This window comes from Thauera sedimentorum, assembly GCF_014489115.1.
GTDB lineage: Bacteria > Pseudomonadota > Gammaproteobacteria > Burkholderiales > Rhodocyclaceae > Pseudothauera > Pseudothauera sedimentorum.
Genome location: NZ_JACTAH010000001.1, coordinates 1087879 through 1112962 on the forward strand (window position 1 = coordinate 1087879; position 25084 = coordinate 1112962).

Here is a 25084-nt window from a genome sequence, read left to right on the forward strand (position 1 = left end):
TCCCGCGACCCGCAGCCTGCGGGTCAGGATGAGACCGGGGCAGGGGACGGCACCAGGCGCCCGTCGCGCAGCAGCGGCGTGATCTGCTCGGCCGGTGCGGCCTTGCCGTACAGCCAGCCCTGCACGATGTTGCAGCCCATGCCGACCAGTTTGCGCAGTTGCGCGGGAGTCTCGATGCCCTCGGCCACCGTGAGCATGTGCAGGCTGTTGGCCATGGCGACGATGGCGCGCACCAGGTTGGCCTGGTTGCGGTCGGTGGCGATGTCGCGGATGAAGCTGCGGTCGATCTTCAGCTTGTCGAAGGGGAAGCGCTGCAGGTAGCCCAGGGCGGAGTACCCGGTGCCGAAGTCGTCCAGCGCGAAGCGCACGCCCAGCGTGCGGAGCTGGCGCAGCACCAGCGCGATCTCGCCGCTGTCGCCGATCAGGGAGCTCTCGGTGATCTCGAGCTCGATCAGGCCGGGTTCGATCCGCTCCGCCTGCAGCGCGGCGGTGACCTGGTCGACCAGGCCCCCGTCGACCTCCTTGACCGACAGATTGACGCTCACCGGCACCGGTGCGAGGCCCTGGTCTAGCCATGCGCGCAGCTGGCGGCAGACAAGGAGCAGCACCTGCCGCCCGAGGGGGCGGATCAGCCCGCTCTCCTCGGCCACGGCGATGAACTCGCCGGGCAGTATCTCGCCGCGTTCGGGGTGCTGCCAGCGCACCAGTGCTTCAAGGCCGACCAGTTGGGAGGTCAGCGGATCGACCTGGGGCTGGTAATGCACTGTCAGCTGCCCGCCGTGGATGGCGGCGCGCAAGGCGCGCTCCAGCGAAGCGCGTGCGGCCATGCTGTCGCTCATGTCCGGGGAATGGAAGGCCAGTTGGGCGCAGCCGTCGCTGCGGGCGCGGTGCAGGGCGGTCTCGGCGCTGCGCAGCAGCTGCTCGGCGTCGCCGCCGTCGGCCGGATAGACCGATACGCCGATGCTGGTGGTGAGGTGCAGGGTCTCGTCGGCGACCCGGTAGGGCATGGCCAGCACCTCCGAGATCCGGCGCAGCAGGGGGAGCGCGCTGTCGGCGCCGGCGCGCGCGGGCAGCACAACAAGAAACTCGTCGCCGCCGAGGCGGGCTGCGGCGTGGCCCCAACACAGCTCGCGCCCCAGCCGCTGTGCCACCTCGACCAGGATGCGGTCGCCGGTCTCGATGCCATGCGTGGTATTCACGTACTTGAAGCGGTTCAGGTTGATCGCGGCGATCACCACGTTCAGGGCTCTCTCGCGCGCTTCCTGCAGCTGGGCTTCGAGACGCTCGCGGATCAGGCGCCGGTTGGCCAGGCCGGTCAACTGGTCGAAGCTCGCCAGGCGCTGCGCGCGCTCCTCGGCCGCCTTCTCCCTGGAGATGTCGAAGGCCACGCAGTCCCATTGCACGCTGCCGTCGGCCAGGGCCGTGGGGCGCGACACGGTGCGTACCCAGCAGTAGCCGCCGCTCGCCCGGCGGGTGCGTAGTTCCATGTCCAGGGGGGTGAGCGTGGCGGCCGACTTGCGTACCCGTTCCATGTAATGCACCCGGTCCTCCGGGTGCATGCGTTCGATCACGACATCCGCCCCGAAGGACACGCCTTCGGGGTCTATGCCCATCTCGCCGGCCAGGGCGCCGCGGAAGAAGGGGATGCTCACCGTGCCATCCGGCGCCAGCATGCGCCGGAACACGCCGCAGGGCAGGTTGGTCACCACCGCGCTCAGCAGGGCCTCCTGCTCGCGCAGCCGGTCCTCGGTGCGCAGCCATTCCGAGCGGTCCTGGATGACGCTGACCGAAGCGATGAGGCGATGCTGCTCGTCGTAGATGGGGCTCAGCGTGTGGCGCGTCTGGATGACCGTGCCATCGCGGCACAGCATCGGGAAGGTGCCGCGGAAGGCATTCGCGTGCTCGAAAGCCGCTGCGCTTTCCCGGCCGCCGCGCAGGAACACCTCGCGGTCGGGGTAGAGGAACTCGGTGGTGCGCCCCAGCACCTCCTCGCGGCGGTAGCCGAAGGTGTGCTCGAAAGCGCGGTTGACCACCAGAATGCGGCGTGAGTCGCGCTCCACGACGATGACGACGTCGTCCATGCTGTCGAAGGTTTTCGCCAGCAGGGTCTCCGCGGCGAACGGCTGCGGAATGCGGTTACGTTCTTTCATCGTATGGGCTGGTGGTCAAGCCATCTCCGAGCGAGCGCGCTCGCCGGTCCGGAACGAGGCGGGCGCGGCTCACAGGCTGAAGCGCGCCACCGCCTGGCGCAGTTCGCCGGCCAGGCCGGCGAGTTCGCGGGCGGACTGCGCGGAATCGCGCACCGCACCGCTGTTCTGCTCGCCCATGCTGGCGATGCGCTCCACGTTCTGCGCCAGCTCGGTGCTGGCCGAGGACTGCTCGCCCAGCGCCACCGATATCTCGCCGACCGCGGCCACCACCTTGCTGGAGGAGGCGTTGATCAGGCCGATGGCGTCGCCGGCCTTGGCGGCCAGCTCCACGCCGCTCTTCACCTGGTCCACCTGGCGCTCCATGCTGCCCACCGCGCGGTCGGTGCCCGAGGTGATCAGTTCGACGATGCGGGCGATGTCCTGGGTGGAGGCCGCGGTGCGCTCGGCGAGCTTGCGCACCTCGTCGGCCACCACCGCGAAGCCGCGACCCTGCTCGCCGGCGCGGGCGGCCTCGATGGCCGCGTTGAGCGCCAGCAGGTTGGTCTGATCGGCCACTTCGCGGATCACGTTCACCACCGAGGCGATCTCGCGCGAGTGCCCGCCCAGTTCGCGCACCACGTTGGCGGCGCTGTTCACCGAGTCGGCGATGCGGCTGATGTCCTGCACCACCTCGTTGATCACGCCTTCGCCCTCGCGCGAGGCCTGGCCGGACTCTTCCGCCATGCGACGGGCGTCGGCGGCGAAGTCGGCCACGTGGTTGATGCTCACCGTCATCTGCTCCACCGCCGCGGCCATCGACGAGGCGGCCTGCGACTGCTCCTCGCTGGCTTCGGCGATGTGGGCCGAGGCGCCGGACAGTTCGTCGGACGATGCGGCGATGCGTTCGGCGTTGTGGCCGATCAGCCGCACCATGTCGCGCAGCGCGCCGCGCATCTCGCGCAGCGCTTCGGACAACTGGCCGATTTCGTCCATGCGATGCACCCGGATGTCGGCGGCAAGGTCGCCCGCGGCGATACGGCGCGCAAAGCTGCGTGCCTCGTCCAGCGGCCCCATGATTACCTTGCGCACGAACCACCCCGCCGCCAGGGCGCTCAGCGCCACGGCGGCGACGATGACCGCGATGATGGTCAGGCGCAGGCGTTGGTAGGCGGCGTGCTGGGCCTCGAAGGTGGAATGGGCGAGTTCGAGCTGCAGTTCGGTGAGTTCCTGGATCACCTGGGCGATCGGGTCGATGGCCGGGTAGAGCTCGCTGGAGGCGATGGTGGTCACCTCGCTGGTGATGCCGCCTTCCAGCGAACTGGCCATGCGGTCGATCAGGGCGTTGCCCTGTTCGAGCAGCGGCTCGGCACGGGCCACGAGTTCGCGTTCGGCCGGGCTCATCGAGGTCGCCCGGTAGGCGGTCCAGCGTTCGTTGATGCTGGCCTGCGCCTTGCGCATGCGCTCGGCCGCCTGGTCGGGGGTGAGCGCCCAGTCGCGCACCTTGTGCACCGCATCCACCACCGATACCGAATACTGGTCGGAGATCACCTTGAGGTCGCGCAGCGGCACCACGCGGTCCTTGTAGACCGCGTCCAGGCCGCCCAGGCTACGGCTCATGCCGTCGAGGCCGAGCACGCCCAGGCCGGCGCCCACCAGACAGAGCGCGGCGAAGGCGAGGTAGAGCAGGGTGCGGACGCCGAGCGGCGTGCGGGGTGTGGACGCTGGGCGCGTGGCAGGGCTCATCTGGCCTGTCTCCTGTAGTTATCCGTTTCGTCATAGGCTGGCGCCGGCGTTCTGCGACGCCTGGCCGCAGGCGCGGGACACCCCGGCGCATGCGCAGCGGCCGAAGTATTTCCGCTGCGCGCGCGGCTGGCGAGCGGGGTTTTCCCTAGTCCGGTGCTGCGCGCGGGGTGGAGGCACCGCTGCACCCAGCCTCTTCAGCCTCCGTAGGAGCGGCCTTCGCCGCGATGCAGCGGTTGTTTGATCGAAGGCCCCATCGCGGCCAAGGCCGCTCCTGCGGGAGCATGATGGCGCGGCGTTGCAGACCGGGCGCCGCGCTGGCAGCATCGGACTTGTGTCATATCGGGCAACTATCGAAGCGCCCGTCTGCGCACGGCAGAACTCGACCGGGGATCACCATGAAGCTCGCCCTTTCCCGCCTGAACCAGGCCCTCGATGCGGGATACCCGCTGGTGTATGTGCGCAGCGACGACGAGGCGCGCGTCGAGCGCCTGCTGGCCGCGCTGGCGGAGGCCCGCTTCGCCGCCGGCCGCCCGGTGGTGTGCTGGACCCAGACCCGCGGCTTCACCGTGCAGGGGCGGGAGATCGCCGCGGTGTTCGATCCGCTCGAGGCGCTGCGCCACATCCGCGCCAGCCGGCAGGAGGCCTTCTTTCTGCTGAAGGACTTCCCGCTGCTCCTGGCGCAGCGGCCGGAACTGGTGCGCGGGCTCAAGGACCTGGCCCAGGATCTGGCGGGGCGCGAGAGCTGCGTGTTCCTGTCGTGCGCGCAACTGCAGGTACCCGAAACCCTGACCGAGGCGCTGCGGGTGATTGAAGCCGGCGTGCCGGACGACGAGGAGATCCTTGCCGAAATGCATCGCGTGGCGGCTGCGCTGCCGGCAGCCGCGAGCCTGTCCGAGGACTGGTTTGCCCGCACCGCGGGGGCGATGAAGGGCATGACGCTGGCGCAGGCGGGGCATCTCGTCCGCCGCCTGGTGGCCGAAGGCCGCCTTGCGCCCGACGAGGTGCTGGCCGAGGTGCGCAGCGAGAAGGCCGCGCTGCTGATGCGCGAGGCCTGCCTGAAGTACATCGACCAGGTCGTGGACATCGACCGCGTCGGCGGGCTGGAGAACCTCAAGGAATGGGTGCTCAACCGCCGGGCCTTCTTCTCCGGGGAGGCGCCGACCGGGGTGCCGATGCCGGCCGGCGTGCTGTTCATGGGGGTGAGCGGCTGCGGCAAGAGCATGGCGGCTAAGGTGGTGGCCAGCGCCTGGCGGCTGCCGCTGGTGCGCCTGGATATGAACCTGGTGCTCTCGGGCGCGCATGGCTCGCCGGAATATGCCTTCGACCGCGCGCTGCGCATGGCCGAGCAGATCGCGCCGGTGGCGTTGTGGATAGACGAGATGGAGAACAGCTTCGGCTACGACTCGGACTTGCGTGGCGGCAACAACCCCAACATCTTCTCCAGCTTCCTGACCTGGATGCAGGAGAAGCCCGCAGGCGTATTCGTGGTGGCCACCGCCAACCGCATCGAGAAGCTGCCCGCCGAGGTGATCCGCAAGGGACGCTTCGACCAGCTCTTCTTCCTGGACCTACCGACCGAGGAGGAGCGCATGCGCATCGTGGACATCCACCTGCAGGCCGCGGGCGGCGATCCGGCTACCTTCAACCTCAAGACCCTCGCGGTGGTGACCAAAGGCTGGAGCGGTGCGGAGATCGAGCAGGCGGTGCGCGCCGCGGTGGTGCATGCCTGGCAGGAGGGCCGCGCCTTCACCGAGCGCGACGTGCTGTGGAGCACCTCGCGCATGGTGCCGCTGTCGCGCACCATGGCCGAACAGATCAAGCAGCTGCGCATCTGGTCGCAGGACCGGGCCACGCCCGCGTCCGCCAAGGGCACCCCCTGAGCAATTTTTGCGGGAAATCCGCTCATTCCTTGCGCATACTGAAGCGAGGCCCCCGGATTTCTTCATCAGCAAATGCTAAAGTTGTCCGCGTCTGCAGCCGTTAGCTGGCGCAGCAAATTCAGACGTGGCCGGCCTGCCGGGTAGCGAGGTGCAGCATGAGAAACAATCAACCGGTCACCGCCGTTGAAACCGAAGTGCCCGAGGGGCGCATCATCCACAGCCGCACCGACCTCAAGGGGCGCATCGTCGAGGCGAACGACCTGTTCGTCGAGCTCTCCGGCTTCAGCCGCGAAGAGCTGATCGGCCAGCCGCACAACATCATCCGCCATCCCGACATGCCCCCGGAAGCCTTCGCCGACCTCTGGGACCACCTCAAGCGCGGCGAGGCCTGGCGCGGGCTGGTGAAGAACCGGCGCAAGGATGGCGGTTTCTACTGGGTGGAGGCCTTTGCCTCGCCGGTCCGCGAAGATGGCCAGGTGGTGGGCTACGAGTCGGTGCGCCGGCGGGTGGACCCCGCCACCGTGCGGGTGGTGGACAGGCTGTACCGGCGGTTCCGCCAAGGCCGTGCGCGTGGGCTGGCGATCCGCCACGGCCAGGTGGTGCGCACCGGCCTGCTGGGGCGCATCCTCGGCATGAGCATGCGCGAACGGCTGGCCGCCAGCAGGGGCGCCATCCTGCTGGCGGTGCTCGCGGTTGGCGCCACCGGCTACCTGGGCATGCAGGCTTCCAATGCCTCGCTGCGCACCGTCTACGACGACCGCCTGGTGGTCATGGGCCAGCTGGCCTCGATACGCGACGCTGGCGGCGATGCCCGGCTGGCGATGGCGACGGCCGAGGCGGCGGACGCCGCCCAGCGCGTGGCGGTGCTCGAGGAGTCCGCCGCACGTATCGAGTCGGCATGGAAGGCCTTCCGCGCCACCTACCTGGTCGAGGACGAACGCCGCCTGGCCGATGAGCTCGATCCGCTGCTGGGCGGCTTTGCCGGCTATCTTGCCGAAGGCCGGCGCCTGCTCGCCGCCGGCGCGGCCGACGAGGCCCGTGCGCTGGCGCGCGACGAGCGCCGCTTCGACCATGCTGGGCTGGAGGATCGCCTTGACCGCCTGATCGCCGTGCAGTTGCGGGTCGGCGCGGAGGAAATGAACGCCGGTGAAGCGCGCTATCGCAACGCACTGCTGGTGTTCGGCGTGCTGATCGGCCTGGTGCTGGTCCTCGAGGCCTATCTGCATTTCTACGTGCACGGCATGGTGCGCGACCTGCGCGAACTCGAGCAGATGGTGGCGCGGGCGCAGAAGGAGGGCGACCTGCGCAGCGTGGTGCACGTGAATCGCAACGACGAGATCGGCCATCTGGCCGATGCCTTCAACTGCATGGTGGCCAACATGCAGACCATACTGGTCTCCATCCACCAGACCACGCAGCGCGTGTCGACCCAGTCCGGGGTGCTGGCGAGCAGCAGCGAGCAGGTGTCTGCCGGCGCCGCGGCATCGAGCGAGGCGGCATCCTCGACCGCGGCGGCGGTCGAGGAGGTGACGGTGGCGATCAACGAGGTGGCCGAACACGCCCGCCGTGCCACCGAGGTGGCGCGCGAATCCTCGGCGCTGGCCACCGAGGGCATGCGCACGGCGAGCAACGCCGCGGCAGAAATCGGCAAGGTGGCGCATACCGCGGAGAGCACTGCGCGGGCCATGGAGCGCCTGGCCGCCTCCTCCGAGGATATCGGCCGCATCGCCACGGTGATCCGCGAAATTGCCGACCAGACCAACCTCCTGGCGCTCAATGCGGCCATCGAGGCCGCCCGACGGGCGAACAGGGCCGCGGCTTCGCGGTGGTGGCCGACGAGGTGCGCAAGCTGGCCGAACGTACCGGCGCTGCGACCGCCGAGATCTCCCAGATCCTCGAAACCCTGCGCGACGAAACCCGCGAGGCGGCCGGTGGCGCCCAGCGCGCCGAAGAGCAGGTGCAGAGCGGGGTCGCGCTGGCCGAGGCGGCGCGCGACGCGCTGTCGGCCATCCACGGTGCGGCCGAGCGTTGCGTGACCCTGGTGGGCGACATCGAACTGGCCACCAACGAGCAGTCGGAAGCGGCCACCTCGATTGCGCGCAACGTCGAGCGGATCGCCGAAATGTCCGAGGAAGGCGCCGCCTCGGTGGCCAGCGTGGCCGGCTCTTCGCGCGAACTGGCGGAGGTCTCCGGCGTGCTCGCCCGCGCCGTGTCGCGCTTCAGGATCTAGCCCGGCTCAGAGATCTCAACCGAACACTTGCCCGGTATCGCATTTGCATCGGGCATGGCATCCCCCGTAGGAGCGGCCTTGGCCGCGATTGCGCGGTTCGGGTACCAACGCACCAATCGCGGCCAAGGCCGCTCCTACCAACCCTTCGCGGGCCTCGGCGGTAGGAGCGGGCTTGCCCGCGATGCGACGGTTCCCGCAGCAACGCACGACTCGCGGCCAAGGCCGCTCCTGCTGCTCAGAGCTTGAAGCCGGAGAGCAGGCGCTCGGTGGCGTCGGCGACCGCGCTCATCTCCGAGAGCGTCCGGCGCGAGGTCTGCAGCGCGTCGTCGGCGGCCAGCAGGCGGGCGTTGATCTGCTCGGTGCTCTGCGCCATCAGCGTGGTGGCGTTGGTCTGCTCGCGGGTGGACAGGGCGATTTCGCCGATGCGCTCCACCGCCTCCTGCAGGCGGGCCTGCATCTCGGCGATGCGTTCGGCCGCCGCATTGCTCAAGGCCACGCTGGTTTCCACTTCGCTGGTGGTGGTGCGCATGCGCGAGGCGGCCTGGCCGGTCTCGGTGCGCACGCGCTCGATCATCTTGCCGATCTCCAGCGTCGCGCCGGCGGTGCGCTCTGCGAGCTTGCGCACCTCGTCGGCCACCACCGCGAAGCCGCGGCCCTGTTCGCCGGCGCGCGCGGCCTCGATGGCCGCATTGAGCGCCAGCAGGTTGGTCTGGTCGGCGATCTCGCGGATCACCTCGACGATGCCGCTGATCTGTTCGGAGCTGGTTTCCAGCTGTTCGAGCACGGTGGACAGGGCGTTGACCTCGTCCATGGTGCGGGCGGCATTGCTCGCCGCCTCGCGCACCTGCTGCACGCCGTTGGCCGACAGGTCGCCGGTCTCGTGCATCAGGCGGTCGGCGTCGCCGGCATTGTCGGCGATGTGCGAGACGGCCACGGTAATCTCCTCGATGGTGGCGGCGTTGGAGCTGGAGATGTCGGCAAGCTGGCTGGACTCCGCGGCGATGGTGCCCATGGTGTCCTCCAGGCTGCGTACCCCGCCGGTGAGCCGGGCGGTCTCGTCGTTGAGCGAGCGGAACATTTCGTGCAGACGCCCGAGAAAGGTGTTGAAGGCCTGGGCGACCTTGCCGATCTCGTCCTCGCTGCGGATGTCGAGGCGGGCGGTCAGATCGCCTTCGCCCTGAGCGATCTCGGCCAGCGCGTTGCGGATGCGACGCAGGCCGGAGAGCAGGCGCGAGAGCACCATGGAGGCGATGCCGGCCGCCGCCGCGGTGGCCAGCGCGAGCACCGCGACGATGCCGAGCAGCAGGGTGTCGAGCGGGGCGAGCACCACCTCGCGCTTCATCGCGATGCCCAGCACCCAGTCGGTGTCCGGCACCGCGCGGGCCAGCATGAAGTAGTCGGTGCCGCCTGCGCGGATCGCCGCCAGCGCGTCGCCGCCGGCGATCCGTTCGACGCGGGCCGGATCCAGGTCCGCGGAAAACTCGCCGACCGGCTTGAGCACCAGGTCCGGCGTGGCATGCGCCAGGATGGTGCCGTCGCGGTGCAGCAGGAAGGCCTGGCCTTCGCCGGGGATGGGGTTGTCGAGCAGGGCCTTGACCAGCTTGTCCATCGACACGTCGGCGGCCACCACGGCGGCGGTGCGCCCGCCTTCGCGCACGGCGGCCGACAGCGACACCACCAGCAGGCCGGAGGAGGCGTCGGTGTAGGGCTTGGAGACGAAGCTGCGGTCGCCGGCGGCCTCGGCGCCCTGATACCAGGGTCGCCCGGTGGGGTCGTAGCCCGCCGGCAGGTTCTGCGGCGAGCTGAACACCGTGCGGCGGTCCTCGTAGCCGACATAGACCAGGTCGAAGCCGCCACCCTGCTGGAAACGCTGCAGCCACGGCAGGATGTCCTCGTCCAGCGCGACCTCGCGCAGCGCGGCGACCTGGCGCGCTCGCGAGCCCACCCATTCCGACACCAGCTGCACGTAGCCGGCGGCAACCCCGCGGCCCTCGCGCTCCACGCTGTCGAGCAGCAGGTTGCGCAACTGGTAGTAGGAGACCGCGCCGCTGACCGCGGCGGTGAGCAGGATCATCAGCGCCACGAAGGCGATCAGGCGTGCTTGCAGCGATTTCATCGTCGGCCTCCTGTGCGGCGTCGCTTGCCGCGGGTGGATGCTGTGTCGGTTCGGTTACGGCATTGCGTGGGCGACCTTGCTGTGCGGGTGGCGGGCGATCAGACCTGGAAACGGGCTGCGGCGTCGTGCATGCGCGCGGCCATGGCCTCGAGATCGCGCACCGAGCCGGAGGTCTGCGCCAGCGCGGCGGTGCTTTCGTCGCTGGATCGCGCGATGGTCTCCAGCTGCCGCGCGATGGTGTCGCTGGCCACCGCCTGCTCGCGCAGTGCGCTGGTGATGTCGCTGGCCACGCCGACCACGCGCTGTGCGCCCTGTTCGATGCGCACGATCACCTCGCCGGCCTCGCGGGCCAGCTCAGCGTCTTGGTTCACCTGTTCGACCATGCGCCGCATGTCGGCCACCGCGCGGTCGGCCTGTGCCTGCACCGCGTCGATCTTCTCGCCGATGTCCTGGGTGGCGAGCGCGGTGCGTTCCGCGAGCTTGCGCACCTCGTCGGCCACCACCGCGAAGCCGCGGCCCTGTTCGCCGGCGCGGGCGGCCTCGATGGCCGCGTTGAGCGCCAGCAGGTTGGTCTGGTCCGCCACCTCGCGGATGGTCTGCACGATACCGGTGATCGCCGCCGACTGTTCGCCGAGCTGCTCCACCCGCCGCGCGGCGGCGCGTACCTCTTCCACGGTGCCCAGCATCTGGGTGACGGTGCGGCTCACCACGCGGCCGCCGTCGCTGGCGAGGTCGGCCGATTCGCGGGTGATGGCCAGGGTCTGCTCGGCGTTGTCGCGCACGTGGTTGATGGATACGGTGAGCTCTTCGATCGAGGCCGCCACGGTGGCGGTCGAATCATTGAGCACGGAGACGCTGGCGTCGATTTCGCCAACGGCGCCCGACACCGCCGCGGCGTTGCCGGCGACGCTTTCGGCCTGGCCGCCGATCTCGCGCACCAGGGCCTGGAAGCTGTCGAGCATGGCGTTGAAGCCACGCCCGGTGGCGGCGATCTCGTCACGGCCCTGGGCCTCCGCACGCATGCGCAGGTCGTGCTCCGCCGCCACGCGGGTCATGGTGCGCTCCAGAGCCGACAGGCTGCGGGCGATGCGCCGTACGATCACCGTGGCCATCAGTGCGACACCGGCAATCACTGCCGCGGCTGCGATAAGGAGGGCTGCGCGTACCGTTTCATAGCTGTCCTGCGCGCGTGCGAGCGCGAGTTCATGGTTGGCGGCCTCCTGCTTCTGGATCGACTCGACGATCTCCGCCAGGCCCTTGGAGAACTCGCGGTCCATGCCGCGCACCGCGCGGTCGACCGTCTTGCCGGCCTCGGGATCGTAGCGGTCGAACTGGGCCAGCGCGGCGCGGTAGCGTTCGCCCATCTGCTTGTGCTCGGCGAGCAGGGCGTTGAGGTTGGCGCTCACCGCCGGTTCAATCGCGAGATAGGGGGCGAGCTTGCCGAGTTCGTCGGCGACCTCGGCCTCGGCCTCGCGGAAGCCTTTCTGGTAGCGCTCGAAGAGTTCGGCGTCGTTGCCGCGGATCAGGATGTTCTTCCACTCCTGGATCTGCGTCTTGAAGGCGGAGTCCGCCCGGCCCACCGCGACCAGCGCGTGCTGGCCGGTCTCGATGCGCTCGAGGACCCCATTGAGGTCGCGGTTGAACTGCGAGAGCGTGAACAGAGAGAACAGCCCCACCAGCAACACCCCGGCGGAGGCGAGCAGCGAGAGCAGGATCAGGCGGGTCTTTACGGTCATGGCTCACCTCGGAAACGGATAGTAGGGGTTGCGATTCCATATCGGCCGCGAACAGTTCCGACTTTAGACAGGTCCGGCGAGCGGGCACCGGCTGTCCGGCAAGTGCTTCGTGGCTGGCTCAGGCCGGGATTGGGCTTCATGACGCAAGCGCACCGTCGTCATTCATATGTAGTACAAAAGTGTTATCAACGCGCTCCTTGCGCGGCGCTGCAGTTCCCGATTGACAATTTGTAAGGCTCTGTTTCACAGTTGGCGGTGAACTAATTGTCGCTGCGATGCAGACAGGCATCGGCAAACCGGGCCGCGAACAGGCCGAGCTTCGCCATGGAGACAGCGTGACGGACGAATTCCATTACAGCGACGAGATCCTTGCCGACGATCTCGCGGATGCGCCGCAGGTATGGCGGGTCCTGGTGGTCGATGACGACCCCGACGTTCACGCCTCCACCCGTTTCGCGCTCAGCGGCCTGCGCGTGGTCGAGCGCCCCCTGGAACTGCTCCATGCCCACAGTGCCGCGGAGGCGCTGGTCGTGCTGGAGCGCGAGCGCGACATCGCGGTGATGCTGCTCGACGTGGTGATGGAACAGGAGGACGCCGGGCTGCGCCTGGTGGACAAGGTCCGGGCGATGCCCGGCCTGCAGAACCTGCGCATCATCCTGCGCACCGGGCAACCCGGCTACGCGCCCGAGGCCGAGACCATCGCGCGCTACGACATCAACGACTACAAGACCAAGAGCGAACTGACGCGCGCCAAGCTGTTCGCCTCGCTCACCGCCGCGGTGCGCTCGTACGAGCAGCTGCAGCGCATCGAAGGGGGGCGGCGTGGACTCGCGCAGATTCTCGATGCGAGTCACCAGTTGGTGAGCCAGGAAGGGCTGGAGGCCTTTGCCGCGGGCGTGATCACCCAGTTGGCGAGCTTCATGGGGACGCAGCCGGACGGCGTGGTCTGTGCCCGCAAGGACGAGCAGGAAACCGGTAGCGGCGCGGGCTATGAGATCGTGGCCGCGGCTGGCCGATACAGCGCACTGATGCGCTGCCGGCCGGAGGCGCTGACCGGTGATCCGGTGGTGAGCCTGTTGCGGCAGTGCCTGGATGAGCGGCGCAACGTCAGGACCGCGCACGGCATCTCGCTGCACTTTCCGGCCAACGGGGCCTCGTTTGCGGCCTATGTGGACACCGGACGCCGCGTGCCCGAGGTCGACGAGCAGTTGCTGCAGATGTTCTGCTCGCACATCGCCCTGTGCGGACGGAACGTGAAGCTGATGAGCCGGCTGAGCGAGCTTGCCTTCCGCGACCAGCTGGTCGGCCTGCCCAACCGCGTGTCCTTCCTGCAGGAGGTGGAGCGCAGGCTGGACGCGGGCGAGGAGGGACTGACGGTGGCGCTGGTGGATATCGACCACTTCGGCGCACTCAACGACCTGCTCGGGCACCGCTACGGGGACATGCTGCTTCAGGACGTTGCGCGACGTCTTTCCGCGATGGCGGCCGGCATGGGTGCCGTGGCACGCGTTGCGGGCGACGTCTTCGGGCTGGCGGGAAGCGATGCGCTGCTCGGCGCCGAGCGCATTGCTGCCCTGTTCGCGCAGCCCTTCGAGATCGAGGGGGGCGAGCAACGCATCTCGGCCTCGATCGGGCTGGTGCGTGCCGAACGGGGCGGCGATGCCGCGTCCCTGCTCAAGGACGCCTACATCGCCCTGAAGCGTGCGAAGAGCGAAGGCATGGGGCGCTGCGCCTACTTCAGCCCCGAGGTGGGCGTGGAGACGCGTGAGCGCACCCGGCTGCTGCATGGGCTGCGCGACGCGTTCCAGCATGAACGGCTGTTCCTCGCCTACCAGCCGCAGGTCGATCTCGCCAGCGGGCGCGTGCTCGGCTTCGAAGCGCTGCTGCGCTGGCGCAACGACGACGGCACCTTCGTGCCGCCGGACCGCTTCATTCCGCTGGCGGAGCAGTCCGGGCTGATCGTGCCGATCGGGCAATGGGTGCTGCGCTCCGCGCTGCACGTGCTGGCGGTGCTGGACCGCGAGGGCTTCCCTGGGCTGCGTGCGGCGGTGAACGTGTCGGTGGTGCAGTTCCGCGAGCCGCAGTTCGTCGAATCGGTGGACCGCGCCCTGGCCGATACCGGCATGAGCGCCGACCGCCTCGAGCTGGAGGTCACCGAATCGGTCTGCGTGCTCGGACAGGAGTCGGTGGCGGTGCAGCTCGGCGCGCTGACCCGGCGCGGCATCCAGGTGGCAATCGATGACTTCGGCACCGGGTTTTCGTCCCTGTCCTACCTCGACCGGCTGGGGGCCGACCGGCTGAAGATCGACCGCTCCTTCGTGCAGTCGCTCGAACAGGAGTGCGGCGGGGCGCGCATTGCCGAGATGATGATCGCGCTGGCACGCAGGCTGGGCATGCGCTCGATTGCCGAAGGCATCGAAACCGAGGCGCAGCGCCAGCGCCTGGCCGAGCTCGGCTGCGACGAGGGGCAGGGCTACCTGTTCGGCCGGCCGATGGCGCTCGATGACTTCAAGGCCTGGCTGAAGGCATGGCAGCCTGGCATCGCCTGAGCGCAGGCCTTGCTGCCGCGCTGGCCGTGCTCCTGCTGTCCGCTTGCGGCACCGATGGCGGACAGCCCCTGCGCATAGGCTTCATCGGCAGTTTCACCGGCGGCGGGCACGACCTGGTGATCGGTGCGCGCAACGGCGTGCAGCAGGCAATCGACGAGTTCAATGCGGCCGGCGGCCACCGGGGCAGGATGGCCGAACTGGTCCTGGCGGACATGGCGGTCGATCCGCCGGAGATCGTCATCGAGCACCTCAGGCGGCAGGGCGTGGAGTTCGTCATCGGGCCGCTGCTCAGTGGCGAGGCGCTCAGGCTCATGGCCTCGCCGGGGGCCGAGGCGCTGGTGTTCGTCAGTCCGTCGGCGACCACGCCCGATCTGGCCGGGCGGACCGACAGCTTCTTCCGCGTGGTGGCGACTACCGCGGAGTACGCGGCGTCCATGGCGCAGCGCCTGCATGCGCGCGGCCTGAGGACGGCTGCCGTGGTCCGCGAGACGACCAATCCGGAGTACAGCCAGAAGTGGCAGGAGAGTTTCGAGGCGCGCTTCGCCGCGCTTGGCGGGCGGGTGGTGGTGAGCGCCACGCTGGAGCCGGATGATCCCGGGACCTTCGACGCAGTGGCCCGTCAAGTCGCGTCGGCCGGGGCGGACGTGGCAGTGGTGATCGGCCGGCCGCTGGACGTCGCCCGCCTCGCCCAGCGGCTGCGCGCGCAGCCGGGACGGCAGCCGGTGCTGGCCAGCGCCGAGTGGGGCGGCGGCGAGAGCCTGCCCGAACTGGGCGGTCGCGCGGTCGAGGGCGCGCTCGTCCAGCAGTTCTTCGATCGCGACTCGAACGCCCCGCGCTATCTGCATTTTGCCGAGGCCTACGCGGAGCGCTACCGTCAGGCGCCCGGGTTCGTGGCGGTCATGGCCCACGATGCCGCGACCGCGGTGCTGGAGGCGATCCGGCAGCGGCGGGCGGGCGAGTCCGCGCTCGAGGCGATGCGCGGCGTGGACGGACTGGAGGGCTTGCAGCAGACGCTGCAGTTCGACATCCATGGAGACAGCTCCCGTGCGGCCTTCCCGAACCGGGTCGAGGCGGGGCGCTTCGTGAGGGATGGCGAATGAGCGCCTGGCGGCAGCGGCGGCTGCGCACCTCGCTGACCCTGCTGATCGTCGCCGCGGCGATGATGGTCATCAGCCTCACCGGCGCCATTCTGCTGCTCTATCGCCTGCCGCTCCTCGGTGAACGGGCCGATGCGCAGGCGGACAACTCGGTGCGACAGGGGGCGCATGTGCTGGCCCATCTGCTGGGCGTGATGGAAGACGACCTGGAGCCGCTCGTTCGCCTGGTCGCGGCAGGCGAGGTGGACGCCGCGGCCCGTCTGTTGGCGCAGGGGCCGGCGTCGCTGAGCGGCTTTCTTGCGGTGTACGTGGTCGAGCCTTCGGGCCGGGTGCTCTTCGGCATGCAGTCCGACCCGCGGAGGGCGGCGCCAGGCCCGGTGCCCGAGGGCTGGTCGGTCGATGGCAACCGCTTGTTCCAGCGTGCCCTGAATGCGGACGGCTACCTGTGGGAAGAGAACTACCCCTCGCTCGTCTCCGGTCAGCGCACGCCGGGTGTCGGCGCGCGCGCCGGGGCGTACGTGGTGATCGGCGAGTTGGCGGTCGATGTGCTGATGCGGCGGATGCGCGAGTTCATCGACGGATCGGCCTTCCCATTGCTGGTGCTCGACAGTCGCGGCGACTGGGTGCTCGACAACCTCGGCGGGCAGGAACAGCGTCTGCGCAGCTGGGCGGCGGACCCGGTGCTCCGCGCCACCTGGAGCGGCAAGCCACCGCCGGCTACCGCGCTACTGCACGGCGTGACGGTGAGGCCGGTGGTTGCCAGCGATGCGCACCTGGGCTGGACCTTGATTGGCGGTGCGCCGGTCGGCATGGCCAATCCGGACATCCGCATCCTTGTCTGGATGCTGCTGGGCGCGGTCTGCATCTCGGCGGTGATCGCTTTGATACTGGGCCCCTTGTGGGCCCGCAAGCTGGAGCGCCCGCTGGCCAGGCTGATGCGCCTGAGCGGCGAAGTGGCCAGCGGCAACTATCGAACCGCCTGGCGCTCCCAGAAGATCGTCGAGCTGGACGAACTGGCTGCAGACCTCCAGCGCACCGCGACGATGATCGAAGCGCGCGAGAACGAACTCAAGCTGAGCGAACGGCGCCTGAAGGACACCTTCGAACTGTCACCGACCGTGGCCATCCAGTGGATAAACCGCGAAGGCACGGTACTGCGCTGGAACCGGGGGTCGGAGATCATGTACGGCTACAGCGCGGCCGAGGCGGTCGGCGCCAGGCTGGACGCCTTGATGTTTTCGGCAGATCAGTTCCGCGGCTTTCTGGACCTGCTGGGCCGGGTCGAGCGCAGCGGCGGCAGCGAAGGGCCGTACGAGGCCGTGATCGAACACCGTGACGGCACGCCCCGCAACATCCTGTACACCACCTACGGCATCCCGGACAACCACGGCGGTACGCAGTTCGTGTGCATGGATGTGGACATCACCTCGCTGCGGCGCTCGGAAGCCGAGGAGGCTGCCCGCGAGAAGGAGCTCCAGCTCATCTTCAATCTGTCTCCGGCGCCGATCACCGTGTCCACCCCGGTCGAGGGCGAGTTCCGTGCGCTGGCGGTCAACGAGGCCTGCCTGCGCCAGTTCGGTTTCAGCAGGGAGGAACTCATCGGCAAGACCGGGGCGGAGATCGGCTGGTGGGAGGACGTCCGCGACCGTGCGCGCTTCATCGAGCGCATTCGTGCCGAGGGACGGGTGGCCGATTTCGAGACCTGGATGCGTGCGCGGGACGGTCGCAGGGTGCTGTGCGCGGTGTCCGGCGCGCTGGCGACGATCGGTGGGCGGGAACTGCTGATCATCGTCACCGTGGATGTCACCGAGGAGCGCCGCATGCAGGACGAACTGCGGGCGCTGAACGATGAGCTGGAGCAGCGGGTGGTTGCCAGAACGGAGGCCCTGGCGCGAGCCAACCAGGAGGTGGCACAGACCCTGGAGTCGCTACGCCAGACGCAGGACCAGCTTGTCCAGTCCGAAACGCTGGCTGCGCTCGGCCGTCTGGTGGCCGGCGTGGCACACGAGCTCAACACGCCGATCGGCAACGCCCTGATGGCGGTGAGCACCCTGCGCGAGAGCAGCAACGGATTCCAGCGCGAGATCGAGCGCGGGCTGCGCAAGTCGGTGCTGGAGGCCTTCGTCCGCGATCTGGCCACCGGGCTGGACATCTCCGAGCGCAACATGCACAAGGCCGGCGAACTGATCGCCAGCTTCAAGCAGGTGGCGGTGGACCAGACCAGCCTGCAGCGGCGACGCTTCGAGGTGCAGGAGATCGTGTCGGAAACCCTGATGACCCTGCACCCCACGCTCAAGCGCATGCCCTACGAGGTGGTCGCCGACGTCCAGCCCGGCCTGTCGATGGACAGCTACCCCGGCCCGCTGGGGCAGGTGCTCGCCAACCTCATCAACAATGCGGTGACGCACGCCTTCGACGGACGCGACCACGGTGTGGTGCGCATCCTTGCCTGTGCGCAGGGAGAGGACCGGGTGAGGATTCGCGTCGCCGATGACGGCGTGGGCATTCCGGAAGCGGAGCGCAAGCGGGTGTTCGACCCTTTCTACACGACCCGTCTGGGGCGCGGCGGCACCGGACTGGGGCTGCACATCGTCCATGCGAACGTCACGCGGGTGCTGGGCGGCGCGGTGCGGCTGCTGGACGAAGAGGCGGGCGGCTCGGTGTTCGAGCTGGATCTGCCGCGGGTCGCGCCCTGAGCGGCGCTCAAGGGTTCGCAGCGTCGCGCCGCCAGGCGGCCTGCCCCAGCACCCAGGTCTCGGCCACGCAACGGTCGTCGCCGAGCATCATCAGCAGGAACAGGCGCTCGACCAGGGTGGCGGCGGTGGCGTTGCGGCGGGCGAGCAGGGCAGTGGCGGATGGATCGAGCACGACGAAATCGGCCTCGCGCCCGGCGCTGAAATTGCCGATGCGCCCGTCGAGGTACAGGCTGCGGGCACCGCCCAGGGTGGCGAGGTAGAAGGCCTGCTCGGGGCTGAGGTCCTGGCCGTTCAGGCGCAGCACCTTGTAGGCCTCGTTGAGCGTGGCCAGCATCGAGAAGCTGGTGCCGCCGCCGACGTCGGTGCCCAGGCCGACCCGCAGGCCATGCGCCTGCGCCGCGGCAAGGTCGAACAGGCCGGAGCCGAGGAAGAGGTTGGAGGTGGGGCAGAAGCTCACCGCCGTGCCGGTGGCCGCCATGCGCGCGCGGTCGGCGTCGTCCAGCCAGATGCAGTGCGCGTAGATGCTGCGCGGGCCGAGCTGGCGGTAGTGCTCATAGACGTCGAGGTAGCTGCGCGCGGCGGGATAGAGCTGCGCCACCCAGTCGACCTCGGCGCGGTTCTCGGCGACATGCGACTGCAGGTACACGCCCGGGTGCTCGGCGAACAGGCGGCCGGCGGCCTGCATCTGCGCTGGCGTGGAGGTCGGGGCGAAGCGCGGGGTGAGTGCGTAGAGCAGGCGGTCGCGCCCGTGCCAGCGCTCGATGAGCCGGCGCGAGGCCTCGACGCCCAGCCCGGCGTCGTCGCGCAGGAAGTCCGGGCAGTTGCGGTCCATCAGCACCTTGCCGGTGATCAGGCGCATGCGGCGCAGTCGGGCGGCCTCGAACAGCGCATCGACCGAGGCCGCATGCACGGTGGCGAAGGCCATCGCCGTGGTGGTGCCGTTCCTCAGCAGTTCGTCGCAGAAGAACCCTGCGACCTCGGCCGCGTGTGCGGGGTCTTCGAAGCGCCGCTCGGCCGGGAAGGTGTAGCGCGTCAGCCAGTCGAGCAGTTCTTCGCCGTGGCTGGCGATGATGTCGGTCTGCGGGTAATGGACGTGGGTGTCGATGAAACCCGGCATGATCAGCATGCCGCGCCGGTCGGCGACGGCGGCCTCCGGCGGCAGCCGTGCCAGCAGCTCGGCCGCTGGGCCGCATTCGGCGACATGGCCGTCGCGCAGGATCAGCAGGCCGTCGGCGAAGTGCTCCAGCGCCGCAGCGCCGCGTTCGGCAGGGTCGGCGAGAAAGTGCACGATCTCGCCGCGAACGGCGTGCAGCCTGCCTGAGTCCATGGTGTCGGTCGGGTCCGGGGCCGGGAGTGATGCCGCCTGCGCGGCATGCCGCGCAGGCGGGCTGGCTTCAGCGTGCGTTGGGCAGCCTGGAGGCCACGCCCTGGACGAAGAAGTCCATCTTGCCGAGGGCCACGTCGTCCATCACCGCGCCGGCCGACAGGCGTTCCTTGCCGGCCTGGTCGACGATGGGGCCGGTGAAGGGATGGAAGCTGCCGGCGCGGAGCTTGTCGGCCAGAGCCTCGACCTCGGCCTTCACCGCGGCCGGAACCGCCGGGTTCAGCGGCGCCAGGCGCACCATGTCGTCCTTGAATCCGCCCCAGATGCGGGTGGGCTTCCAGGTGCCGGCGATCACCTCCTGCACCGTGCGGGTGTAGAAGTCGCCCCAGTGATGGGTGGTGGCGGTGAGGTGCGCCTTGGCGCCGTACTTGGACATGTCCGAGTGGTAGCCGAAGGCGTATACGCCGCGCTCTTCGGCAGCCTGCACCACGGCGGTGGAATCGGTGTGCTGGGTGACCATGTCCGCGCCCTGGCTGATCAGCGTCATCGCCGCCTCGCGCTCCTTGCCCGGGTCGTACCAGCTGTTCACCCAGATCACCCGCACCTCGATGTCCGGGTTCACGCTCTTCGCGCCCAGGGTGAAGGCGTTGATGCCCTGCAGCACCTCGGGAATCGGGAAGGCGCCGACATAGCCCAGCACCTTGGACTTGGTCATGCGCCCGGCGATCACGCCGTTGAGGTAGCGGCCTTCGTAGAAGCGCGCGTTGTAGGGGGCGAAGTTCTTCGCCGACTTGTAGCCGGTGGCGTGCAGGAAGGTGACGTTGGGGAACTGACGGGCCACGCGTTCCACGTAGTTCATGTAGCCGAAGCTGGTGGCGAACACGATCTTGTGGCCGCTGGCGGCGAATTCGCGGATCACCCGTTCGGCGTCGGCGCCTTCGGCGACGTTCTCGACGTACTTGGTCTGCACCTTGGCGCCGAGGTTGGCCTCCATTTCCTTGCGGGCGAGGTCGTGCTGGTAGGTCCATCCGGCATCGCCGATGGGGCTGACGTAGACGAAGCCGATGCGCACCGCCTCCTCGGCAAAGAGGCTGCCGGGCAGGGCGGCGGCCAGGGCGGTGGCCCCGGCGGACAGCATGAACTGGCGACGATCGGTCATGAGCTTCTCCTGGTTGGTTGTGCGGCTTGTGGCCGGAAGACGGGGTCAGGCTTCGGGGCGGTAGGGCTTGCCCAGCGAGGCCGGCGAGTTGAGGCGTATGGTATTCGGATTGCGCGAGATCGCCACCAGCACCACGATGGTGGCCCAGTAAGGCAGCGAGGAGAGCAGTTGCGAGGGGAAGTCGAGCTGCAGGCCCGAGCCCTGGATGAACAGCTGGGTGATCATCACCCCGCCGAACAGGTAGGCGCCGACCAGCACGCGCAGCGGCCGCCAGGTGGCAAAGACCACCAGCGCCAGCGCGATCCAGCCGCGCCCGGCGACCAGGCCTTCCACCCACATCGGCGTGTAGAACACCGACAGGAAGGCGCCGCCCACGCCCGCCATCGCGCCACCGAACAGCACCGCGAGATAGCGGATGCGGATCACCGGATAGCCGATGGCGTGCGCGGACGAGGGCGATTCGCCCACCGCGCGCAGCACCAGCCCCGCGCGGCTCCTGGCGAGGAACCACAACACCGCCCAGAACAGCGCCCAGGAGAGATAAACCAGGGCCTGCTGGTTGTAGAGCGCCTCGCCGATCAGCGGGATGTCCGCGACGAAGGGAATGCGGATGGGCGGCACCGCCGGCAGGGCGACGGATTCGAAGGGGCGGCCGATGAAGGCCGACAGGCCGACCCCGAAGATCGCCAGCGCCAGCCCGGAAGCCACCTGGTTGGCCTGCAGAGTGATGGCGAGGAAGCCGAACAGCAGCGCCATCGCCGTGCCGGTGGCCATGCCGGCGAGCACGCCGAGCCAGGGGTTGCCGCTGCCGTGGGTGACCGCGAAGGCGGCGACCGCGCCCATCGCCATCATGCCTTCGGCGCCCAGGTTCAACACACCGGCGCGCTCGCTCACCAGCAGGCCGAGGGCCACGATGATCAGCGGCGTGCCGGCCACCACGGTGGCGAACAGCATCGAGGAGAACAGGGAAGCGTCCACGCCGTCCTCCCTCAGGCCGTCGCCCGGCCGAAGCGCAGGCGGTAGTTGATGAACACGTCCGAGCCCAGCAGGAAGAACAGCAGCAGGCCCTGGAACACCATGGAGATCGAACTCGGCAGGTTCATGTACTGCTGCGCCTGTTCGCCGCCGATGAACAGCAAGGCCATCAGCAGGCTGGCCAGCAGGATGCCGAAGGCGTGCAGCCGGCCGACAAAGGCGACGATGATGGCGGCGAAGCCGTAGCCCAGGTTCACCTTGTCGGTGAGCTGGCCCATCGGTCCGGCCACTTCCGCCATGCCCGCCACCCCGGCCGCCGCGCCGCCGGCCAGCAGGCCGATCCATACCGCGCGGCGCGCGGAGAAGCCGGCGTAGCGCGCGGCCTCGGCCGCCTCGCCGGCCACGCGCATCTTGAAGCCGGCATGGCTGCGGTGCATGAACAGGTAGCCGGCCACCAGCAGGCCCAGGGCGAAGAGTACGCCCAGGTGCAGGCGGGTGCCGTCGACCAGAGTGGGCAGCAGCGCGGCCTCGTGGAACATGGCGGTCTGCGGGAAACCGAAGCCCATCGGGTCGCGCCAGGGGCCGAACACCAGCCAGGAGACGAAGAGCTGGGCCACGTACACCAGCATCAGCGACACCAGGATCTCGTTGGCGTTGAAGCGGGTGCGCAGCAGCGCGGGAATCGCCGCCCACAGGGCGCCCGCGACGGCGCCGGCGAGCAGCATCGCGGGCAGGATCAGCGCGCTGTCCGATTCGGCGAAATGCAGCGCCACGCCGGTGGCGCCCACCGTGCCGAGCATGAACTGTCCTTCCGCGCCGATGTTCCACACGTTGGCGCGGAAACCCACCGCCAGGCCGATGGCGCACAGCATCAGCGGGGTGGCCTTGAGCAGCAGTTCGGACAGGCCGTAGAGGTTCTTCAGCGGATTGAGCAGGAAGTAGCGCAAGCCCTCCAGCGGGTCCTTGTCGAGCAGCCAGAAGATCACCAGGCCGGCGACCAGCGTGAGCACCGCGGCCAGCAGCGGCGAACACCACTGCATCAGCCGCGAAGGTTCGGTGCGTGCCTCAAGCCGCAGCACGGTCCACCTCCGCATCCACCGGGTCGGCGCCCGGCCACAGGCCGCTCATCCACACGCCGATGTCCTCCACGCTGGTTTCCGCCACCGGGCGGGCGGGCGACAGCCGGCCCTTGGCGATGACCGCGATGCGGTCACAGATCTCGAACAACTCGTCCAGTTCCTCGGAGACCACCAGCACCGCGCAGCCGCGGTTGCGCAGGTCGATGATGGCCTGCCGGATGAAAGCCGCCGCGCCCACGTCCACGCCCCAGGTGGGCTGGGCGCAGACCAGCAGGCGGGGCGCCTGCAGGATCTCGCGGCCGACGATGAACTTCTGCAGGTTGCCGCCCGACAGCGAGCGTGCCGCCGCCTGCGGGCCGCTGCAGCGTACGTCGAAGCGTTCGATGCACTCGGCGGCGAAGCGCCTGGCGCGCGCGAAGGCGAGCAGGCCGCCGCGCACAAGTCCGGCGCTGCGCGCGGCGGTGAGCACCGCGTTGTCGGCCAGCGACATGGACGGCACCGCGCCGCGCCCGAGGCGGTCCTCGGGTACGAAGCACAGGCCCAGGCCGCGGCGCCGCGCGGCGCTCATGCGGCCGGCCTCGACGCCGCAGATCTGCACCGGAAACTTCTCGGCGATCACCTCCTCGCCGGAGATGGCCTGCAGCAGTTCCTGCTGGCCGTTGCCGGACACGCCGGCGATGCCGACGATCTCGCCGGCATGCACGTCCAGGTGGATGTCCTTGAGGTCGGTGCCGAAGGGGTCTTCGCTCGCATGCGACAGGCCGGCGAGGCGCAGGCGCAGTTCGCCGCCGGTCGCGGCCGGGCCGTGCTCGCAGACCGGCAGGTCCCTGCCGATCATCAGCCGCGCCATGGACTGGGCGGTTTCCTCGGCCGGACGGCAGTGGCCGGTCACCCGCCCGCCGCGCAGCACGGTGGCGGTGTCGCACAGCGCCTGGATCTCGTCCAGCTTGTGGCTGATGTAGAGGATGGAGCAGCCTTCCGCCGCGAGCTGGCGCAGGGTCTCGAACAGCTTGCGTACCGCCTGCGGGGTGAGCACCGAGGTGGGTTCGTCCATGATCAGCAGCTTGGGGTTCTGCAGCAGGCAGCGGATGATCTCCACCCGCTGGCGTTCGCCCACCGACAGCGCATGGACGCGGCGGCGCGGGTCCACCGGCAGGCCGTAGCGCTGCGAGACCTCTTCGATGCGGCGGGCGAGTTCCCCCAGGGGCGGATCGCCGGCCAGGGCCAGGGCCACGTTCTCGGTGACGGTAAGCGTCTCGAACAGGGAGAAGTGCTGGAACACCATGCCGATGCCCAGCGCGCGCGCGCGCGCCGGGCTGTCCACCGTGACCGCTTCGCCCTCCCAGCGGATCTCGCCGGCGGTGGGGGCGGTGACGCCGTAGATGATCTTCATCAGCGTCGACTTGCCGGCGCCGTTCTCGCCCAGCACGGCATGGATCTCGCCGGGTTCGACGGTGAGGTCCACGCCGTCGTTGGCGATCACGCCCGGATAGACCTTGCGGATACCGGTCAGGCGCAGGCGTGGCTGCTTGCCTGCGGGCGGACTGGATGAACTCATGCTGTGAGACAACTCCCTGCTGATCCCTTGGTCGCGTTCCCGGGCGATTCATGGCCCCGCGAGCGCTGGCGGTCTGGTCGTCAGCGCCCCCTGGGGGTCGGGCGGTCAAGCGGCGGATATTACCCCGAGCGGCGTGGCCGCGGGGTGGCGAAACCGTCAGCCGGGCAGGTGCAGGCGGCTCTGCCGGGGAACGTGGCGGGTGAGGAAATCCATCTGGTCTGCAAGGATGTTGCGGTTGCAGAGGATGAGGTACTCGGCCTTGTTGGGTACGTAGGGCGCGTACAGCAGGGGCATGCGGGCCTGCTCCGGGGTGCGGCCGCTCTTCTTCTGGTTGCAAGGCCGGCAGGCGGTGACCACGTTCATCCAGATGTCGCGCCCGCCCTGGGAAACCGGGTGGACATGGTCGCGGGTGAGGGCGGCCGCGCCGAAGCGGTTGCCGCAATAGGCGCACACCTGGCGGTCGCGGTGGAACAGTTCGCGGTTGTCCAGATGCGGCACCTGCTGCAGGGCGCCGGGGCGCAGGGCGCGCCCCTTGATCGCGATGATGCTGTTGGCGGTGATCTCGGAGCGCAGGCCGGTGGCGCGGCTGACCCCGCCGCGGATCAGGAAGTGGCGGTCGCCGATGCTCCAGGCCACCATGTCGCGTGCGTAGTAGTGGCAGGCGGCCTGCCAGCTGATCCAGCGGTGCGGCAGGCCGTGCATGTCGAGCGTGAGGATCCATGGCCAGTTGCCGGCGGCATGGCCATCCATGAACTCGAACTGCGACAGGGCTGGAGCGGTGTCGACCTGCACGGCGCCTCCCGTGGGTTCGGC

The 25084-nt window shown here is 69.4% G+C and carries 14 protein-coding genes and 1 pseudogene; 5 read left to right on the forward strand and 10 right to left on the reverse strand.

Features of this window, described 5'->3' with window-relative positions:
• Window positions 1-23 precede the first annotated feature (23 nt).
• A complete protein-coding gene (locus tag IAI53_RS04930; RefSeq protein WP_187717013.1) occupies window positions 24-2150 on the reverse strand; it encodes a putative bifunctional diguanylate cyclase/phosphodiesterase in 2127 nt (708 codons plus the stop codon).
• Window positions 2151-2219: 69 nt separating this feature from the next.
• Window positions 2220-3872 (reverse strand): HAMP domain-containing methyl-accepting chemotaxis protein, encoded by a 1653-nt coding sequence (locus tag IAI53_RS04935; protein ID WP_187717014.1) that lies wholly within the window; start codon window positions 3870-3872, stop codon window positions 2220-2222.
• Between the two features lie 395 nt (window positions 3873-4267).
• Here IAI53_RS04935 and IAI53_RS04940 point away from each other — a divergent pair, with 395 nt between their 5' ends.
• Window positions 4268-5752 carry an AAA family ATPase gene (locus tag IAI53_RS04940; RefSeq protein ID WP_187717015.1) on the forward strand — a complete coding sequence of 495 codons (1485 nt, stop codon included), beginning with the start codon at window positions 4268-4270 and terminating at the stop codon, window positions 5750-5752.
• A 155-nt stretch (window positions 5753-5907) separates the two neighbouring features.
• Window positions 5908-7982 (forward strand): annotated as a pseudogene (locus IAI53_RS18435) (methyl-accepting chemotaxis protein).
• A gap of 235 nt (window positions 7983-8217) precedes the next feature.
• Here the strand turns inward: IAI53_RS18435 and IAI53_RS04960 are convergent.
• Window positions 8218-10098 (reverse strand): methyl-accepting chemotaxis protein, encoded by a 1881-nt coding sequence (locus tag IAI53_RS04960; RefSeq protein WP_187717016.1) that lies wholly within the window; start codon window positions 10096-10098, stop codon window positions 8218-8220.
• 98 nt (window positions 10099-10196) lie between these two features.
• The gene (locus IAI53_RS04965) at window positions 10197-11834 is read right to left on the reverse strand and encodes a methyl-accepting chemotaxis protein (RefSeq protein ID WP_187717017.1); all 1638 of its coding nucleotides are present in this window, start codon (window positions 11832-11834) and stop codon (window positions 10197-10199) included.
• A 335-nt stretch (window positions 11835-12169) separates the two neighbouring features.
• Between IAI53_RS04965 and IAI53_RS04970 the strand changes: the two genes are divergently transcribed.
• From IAI53_RS04970 to IAI53_RS04980, 3 genes are read left to right on the forward strand one after another with little or no spacing between them, the layout of a single operon-like run.
• A complete protein-coding gene (locus IAI53_RS04970) occupies window positions 12170-14383 on the forward strand; it encodes a putative bifunctional diguanylate cyclase/phosphodiesterase (protein WP_222948164.1) in 2214 nt (737 codons plus the stop codon).
• A complete protein-coding gene (locus IAI53_RS04975; protein ID WP_187717019.1) occupies window positions 14362-15483 on the forward strand; it encodes an ABC transporter substrate-binding protein in 1122 nt (373 codons plus the stop codon). The genes IAI53_RS04970 and IAI53_RS04975 overlap by 22 nt, the downstream gene beginning before the upstream one ends.
• Window positions 15480-18176: a PAS domain S-box protein gene (locus tag IAI53_RS04980; RefSeq protein WP_187717020.1), complete on the forward strand. Its 2697-nt coding sequence runs from the start codon at window positions 15480-15482 to the stop codon at window positions 18174-18176. Before IAI53_RS04975 ends, IAI53_RS04980 begins: the two co-directional genes overlap by 4 nt.
• Window positions 18177-18183: 7 nt before the next feature.
• On the opposite strand, the gene guaD is transcribed toward IAI53_RS04980, so the two are convergent.
• The 6 genes from guaD to IAI53_RS05010 all read right to left on the reverse strand — a co-directional run bounded on the left by guaD (window position 18184) and on the right by IAI53_RS05010 (window position 25063).
• Window positions 18184-19503 (reverse strand): guanine deaminase, encoded by a 1320-nt coding sequence (gene guaD / locus IAI53_RS04985; RefSeq protein ID WP_187717021.1) that lies wholly within the window; start codon window positions 19501-19503, stop codon window positions 18184-18186.
• A gap of 67 nt (window positions 19504-19570) precedes the next feature.
• Complete coding sequence (locus IAI53_RS04990) at window positions 19571-20659, reverse strand: BMP family ABC transporter substrate-binding protein (RefSeq protein WP_187717022.1); 1089 nt, start codon at window positions 20657-20659, stop codon at window positions 19571-19573.
• A 45-nt stretch (window positions 20660-20704) separates the two neighbouring features.
• Window positions 20705-21637, reverse strand: coding sequence for an ABC transporter permease (locus IAI53_RS04995; protein WP_187717023.1), 933 nt, complete (start codon window positions 21635-21637; stop codon window positions 20705-20707).
• An 11-nt stretch (window positions 21638-21648) separates the two neighbouring features.
• Window positions 21649-22713, reverse strand: coding sequence for an ABC transporter permease (locus IAI53_RS05000; protein ID WP_187717024.1), 1065 nt, complete (start codon window positions 22711-22713; stop codon window positions 21649-21651).
• Window positions 22700-24271, reverse strand: coding sequence for an ABC transporter ATP-binding protein (locus tag IAI53_RS05005; RefSeq protein ID WP_187717025.1), 1572 nt, complete (start codon window positions 24269-24271; stop codon window positions 22700-22702). Before IAI53_RS05005 ends, IAI53_RS05000 begins: the two co-directional genes overlap by 14 nt.
• A gap of 156 nt (window positions 24272-24427) precedes the next feature.
• A complete protein-coding gene (locus tag IAI53_RS05010; RefSeq protein WP_432813912.1) occupies window positions 24428-25063 on the reverse strand; it encodes an HNH endonuclease in 636 nt (211 codons plus the stop codon).
• Window positions 25064-25084 lie beyond the last annotated feature (21 nt).

What these genes read in the sequence shown, in the direction of transcription:
- IAI53_RS04930 (WP_187717013.1), bottom strand. Translation starts at nt 2,150, where the DNA reads ATGAAAGAACGTAACCGCATTCCGCAGCCGTTCGCCGCGGAGACCCTG.
- IAI53_RS04935 (WP_187717014.1), bottom strand. Translation starts at nt 3,872, where the DNA reads ATGAGCCCTGCCACGCGCCCAGCGTCCACACCCCGCACGCCGCTCGGC.
- IAI53_RS04940 (WP_187717015.1), top strand. Translation starts at nt 4,268, where the DNA reads ATGAAGCTCGCCCTTTCCCGCCTGAACCAGGCCCTCGATGCGGGATAC.
- IAI53_RS04960 (WP_187717016.1), bottom strand. Translation starts at nt 10,098, where the DNA reads ATGAAATCGCTGCAAGCACGCCTGATCGCCTTCGTGGCGCTGATGATC.
- IAI53_RS04965 (WP_187717017.1), bottom strand. Translation starts at nt 11,834, where the DNA reads ATGACCGTAAAGACCCGCCTGATCCTGCTCTCGCTGCTCGCCTCCGCC.
- IAI53_RS04975 (WP_187717019.1), top strand. Translation starts at nt 14,362, where the DNA reads ATGGCAGCCTGGCATCGCCTGAGCGCAGGCCTTGCTGCCGCGCTGGCC.
- IAI53_RS04980 (WP_187717020.1), top strand. Translation starts at nt 15,480, where the DNA reads ATGAGCGCCTGGCGGCAGCGGCGGCTGCGCACCTCGCTGACCCTGCTG.
- guaD (WP_187717021.1), bottom strand. Translation starts at nt 19,503, where the DNA reads ATGGACTCAGGCAGGCTGCACGCCGTTCGCGGCGAGATCGTGCACTTT.
- IAI53_RS04990 (WP_187717022.1), bottom strand. Translation starts at nt 20,659, where the DNA reads ATGACCGATCGTCGCCAGTTCATGCTGTCCGCCGGGGCCACCGCCCTG.
- IAI53_RS05005 (WP_187717025.1), bottom strand. Translation starts at nt 24,271, where the DNA reads ATGAGTTCATCCAGTCCGCCCGCAGGCAAGCAGCCACGCCTGCGCCTG.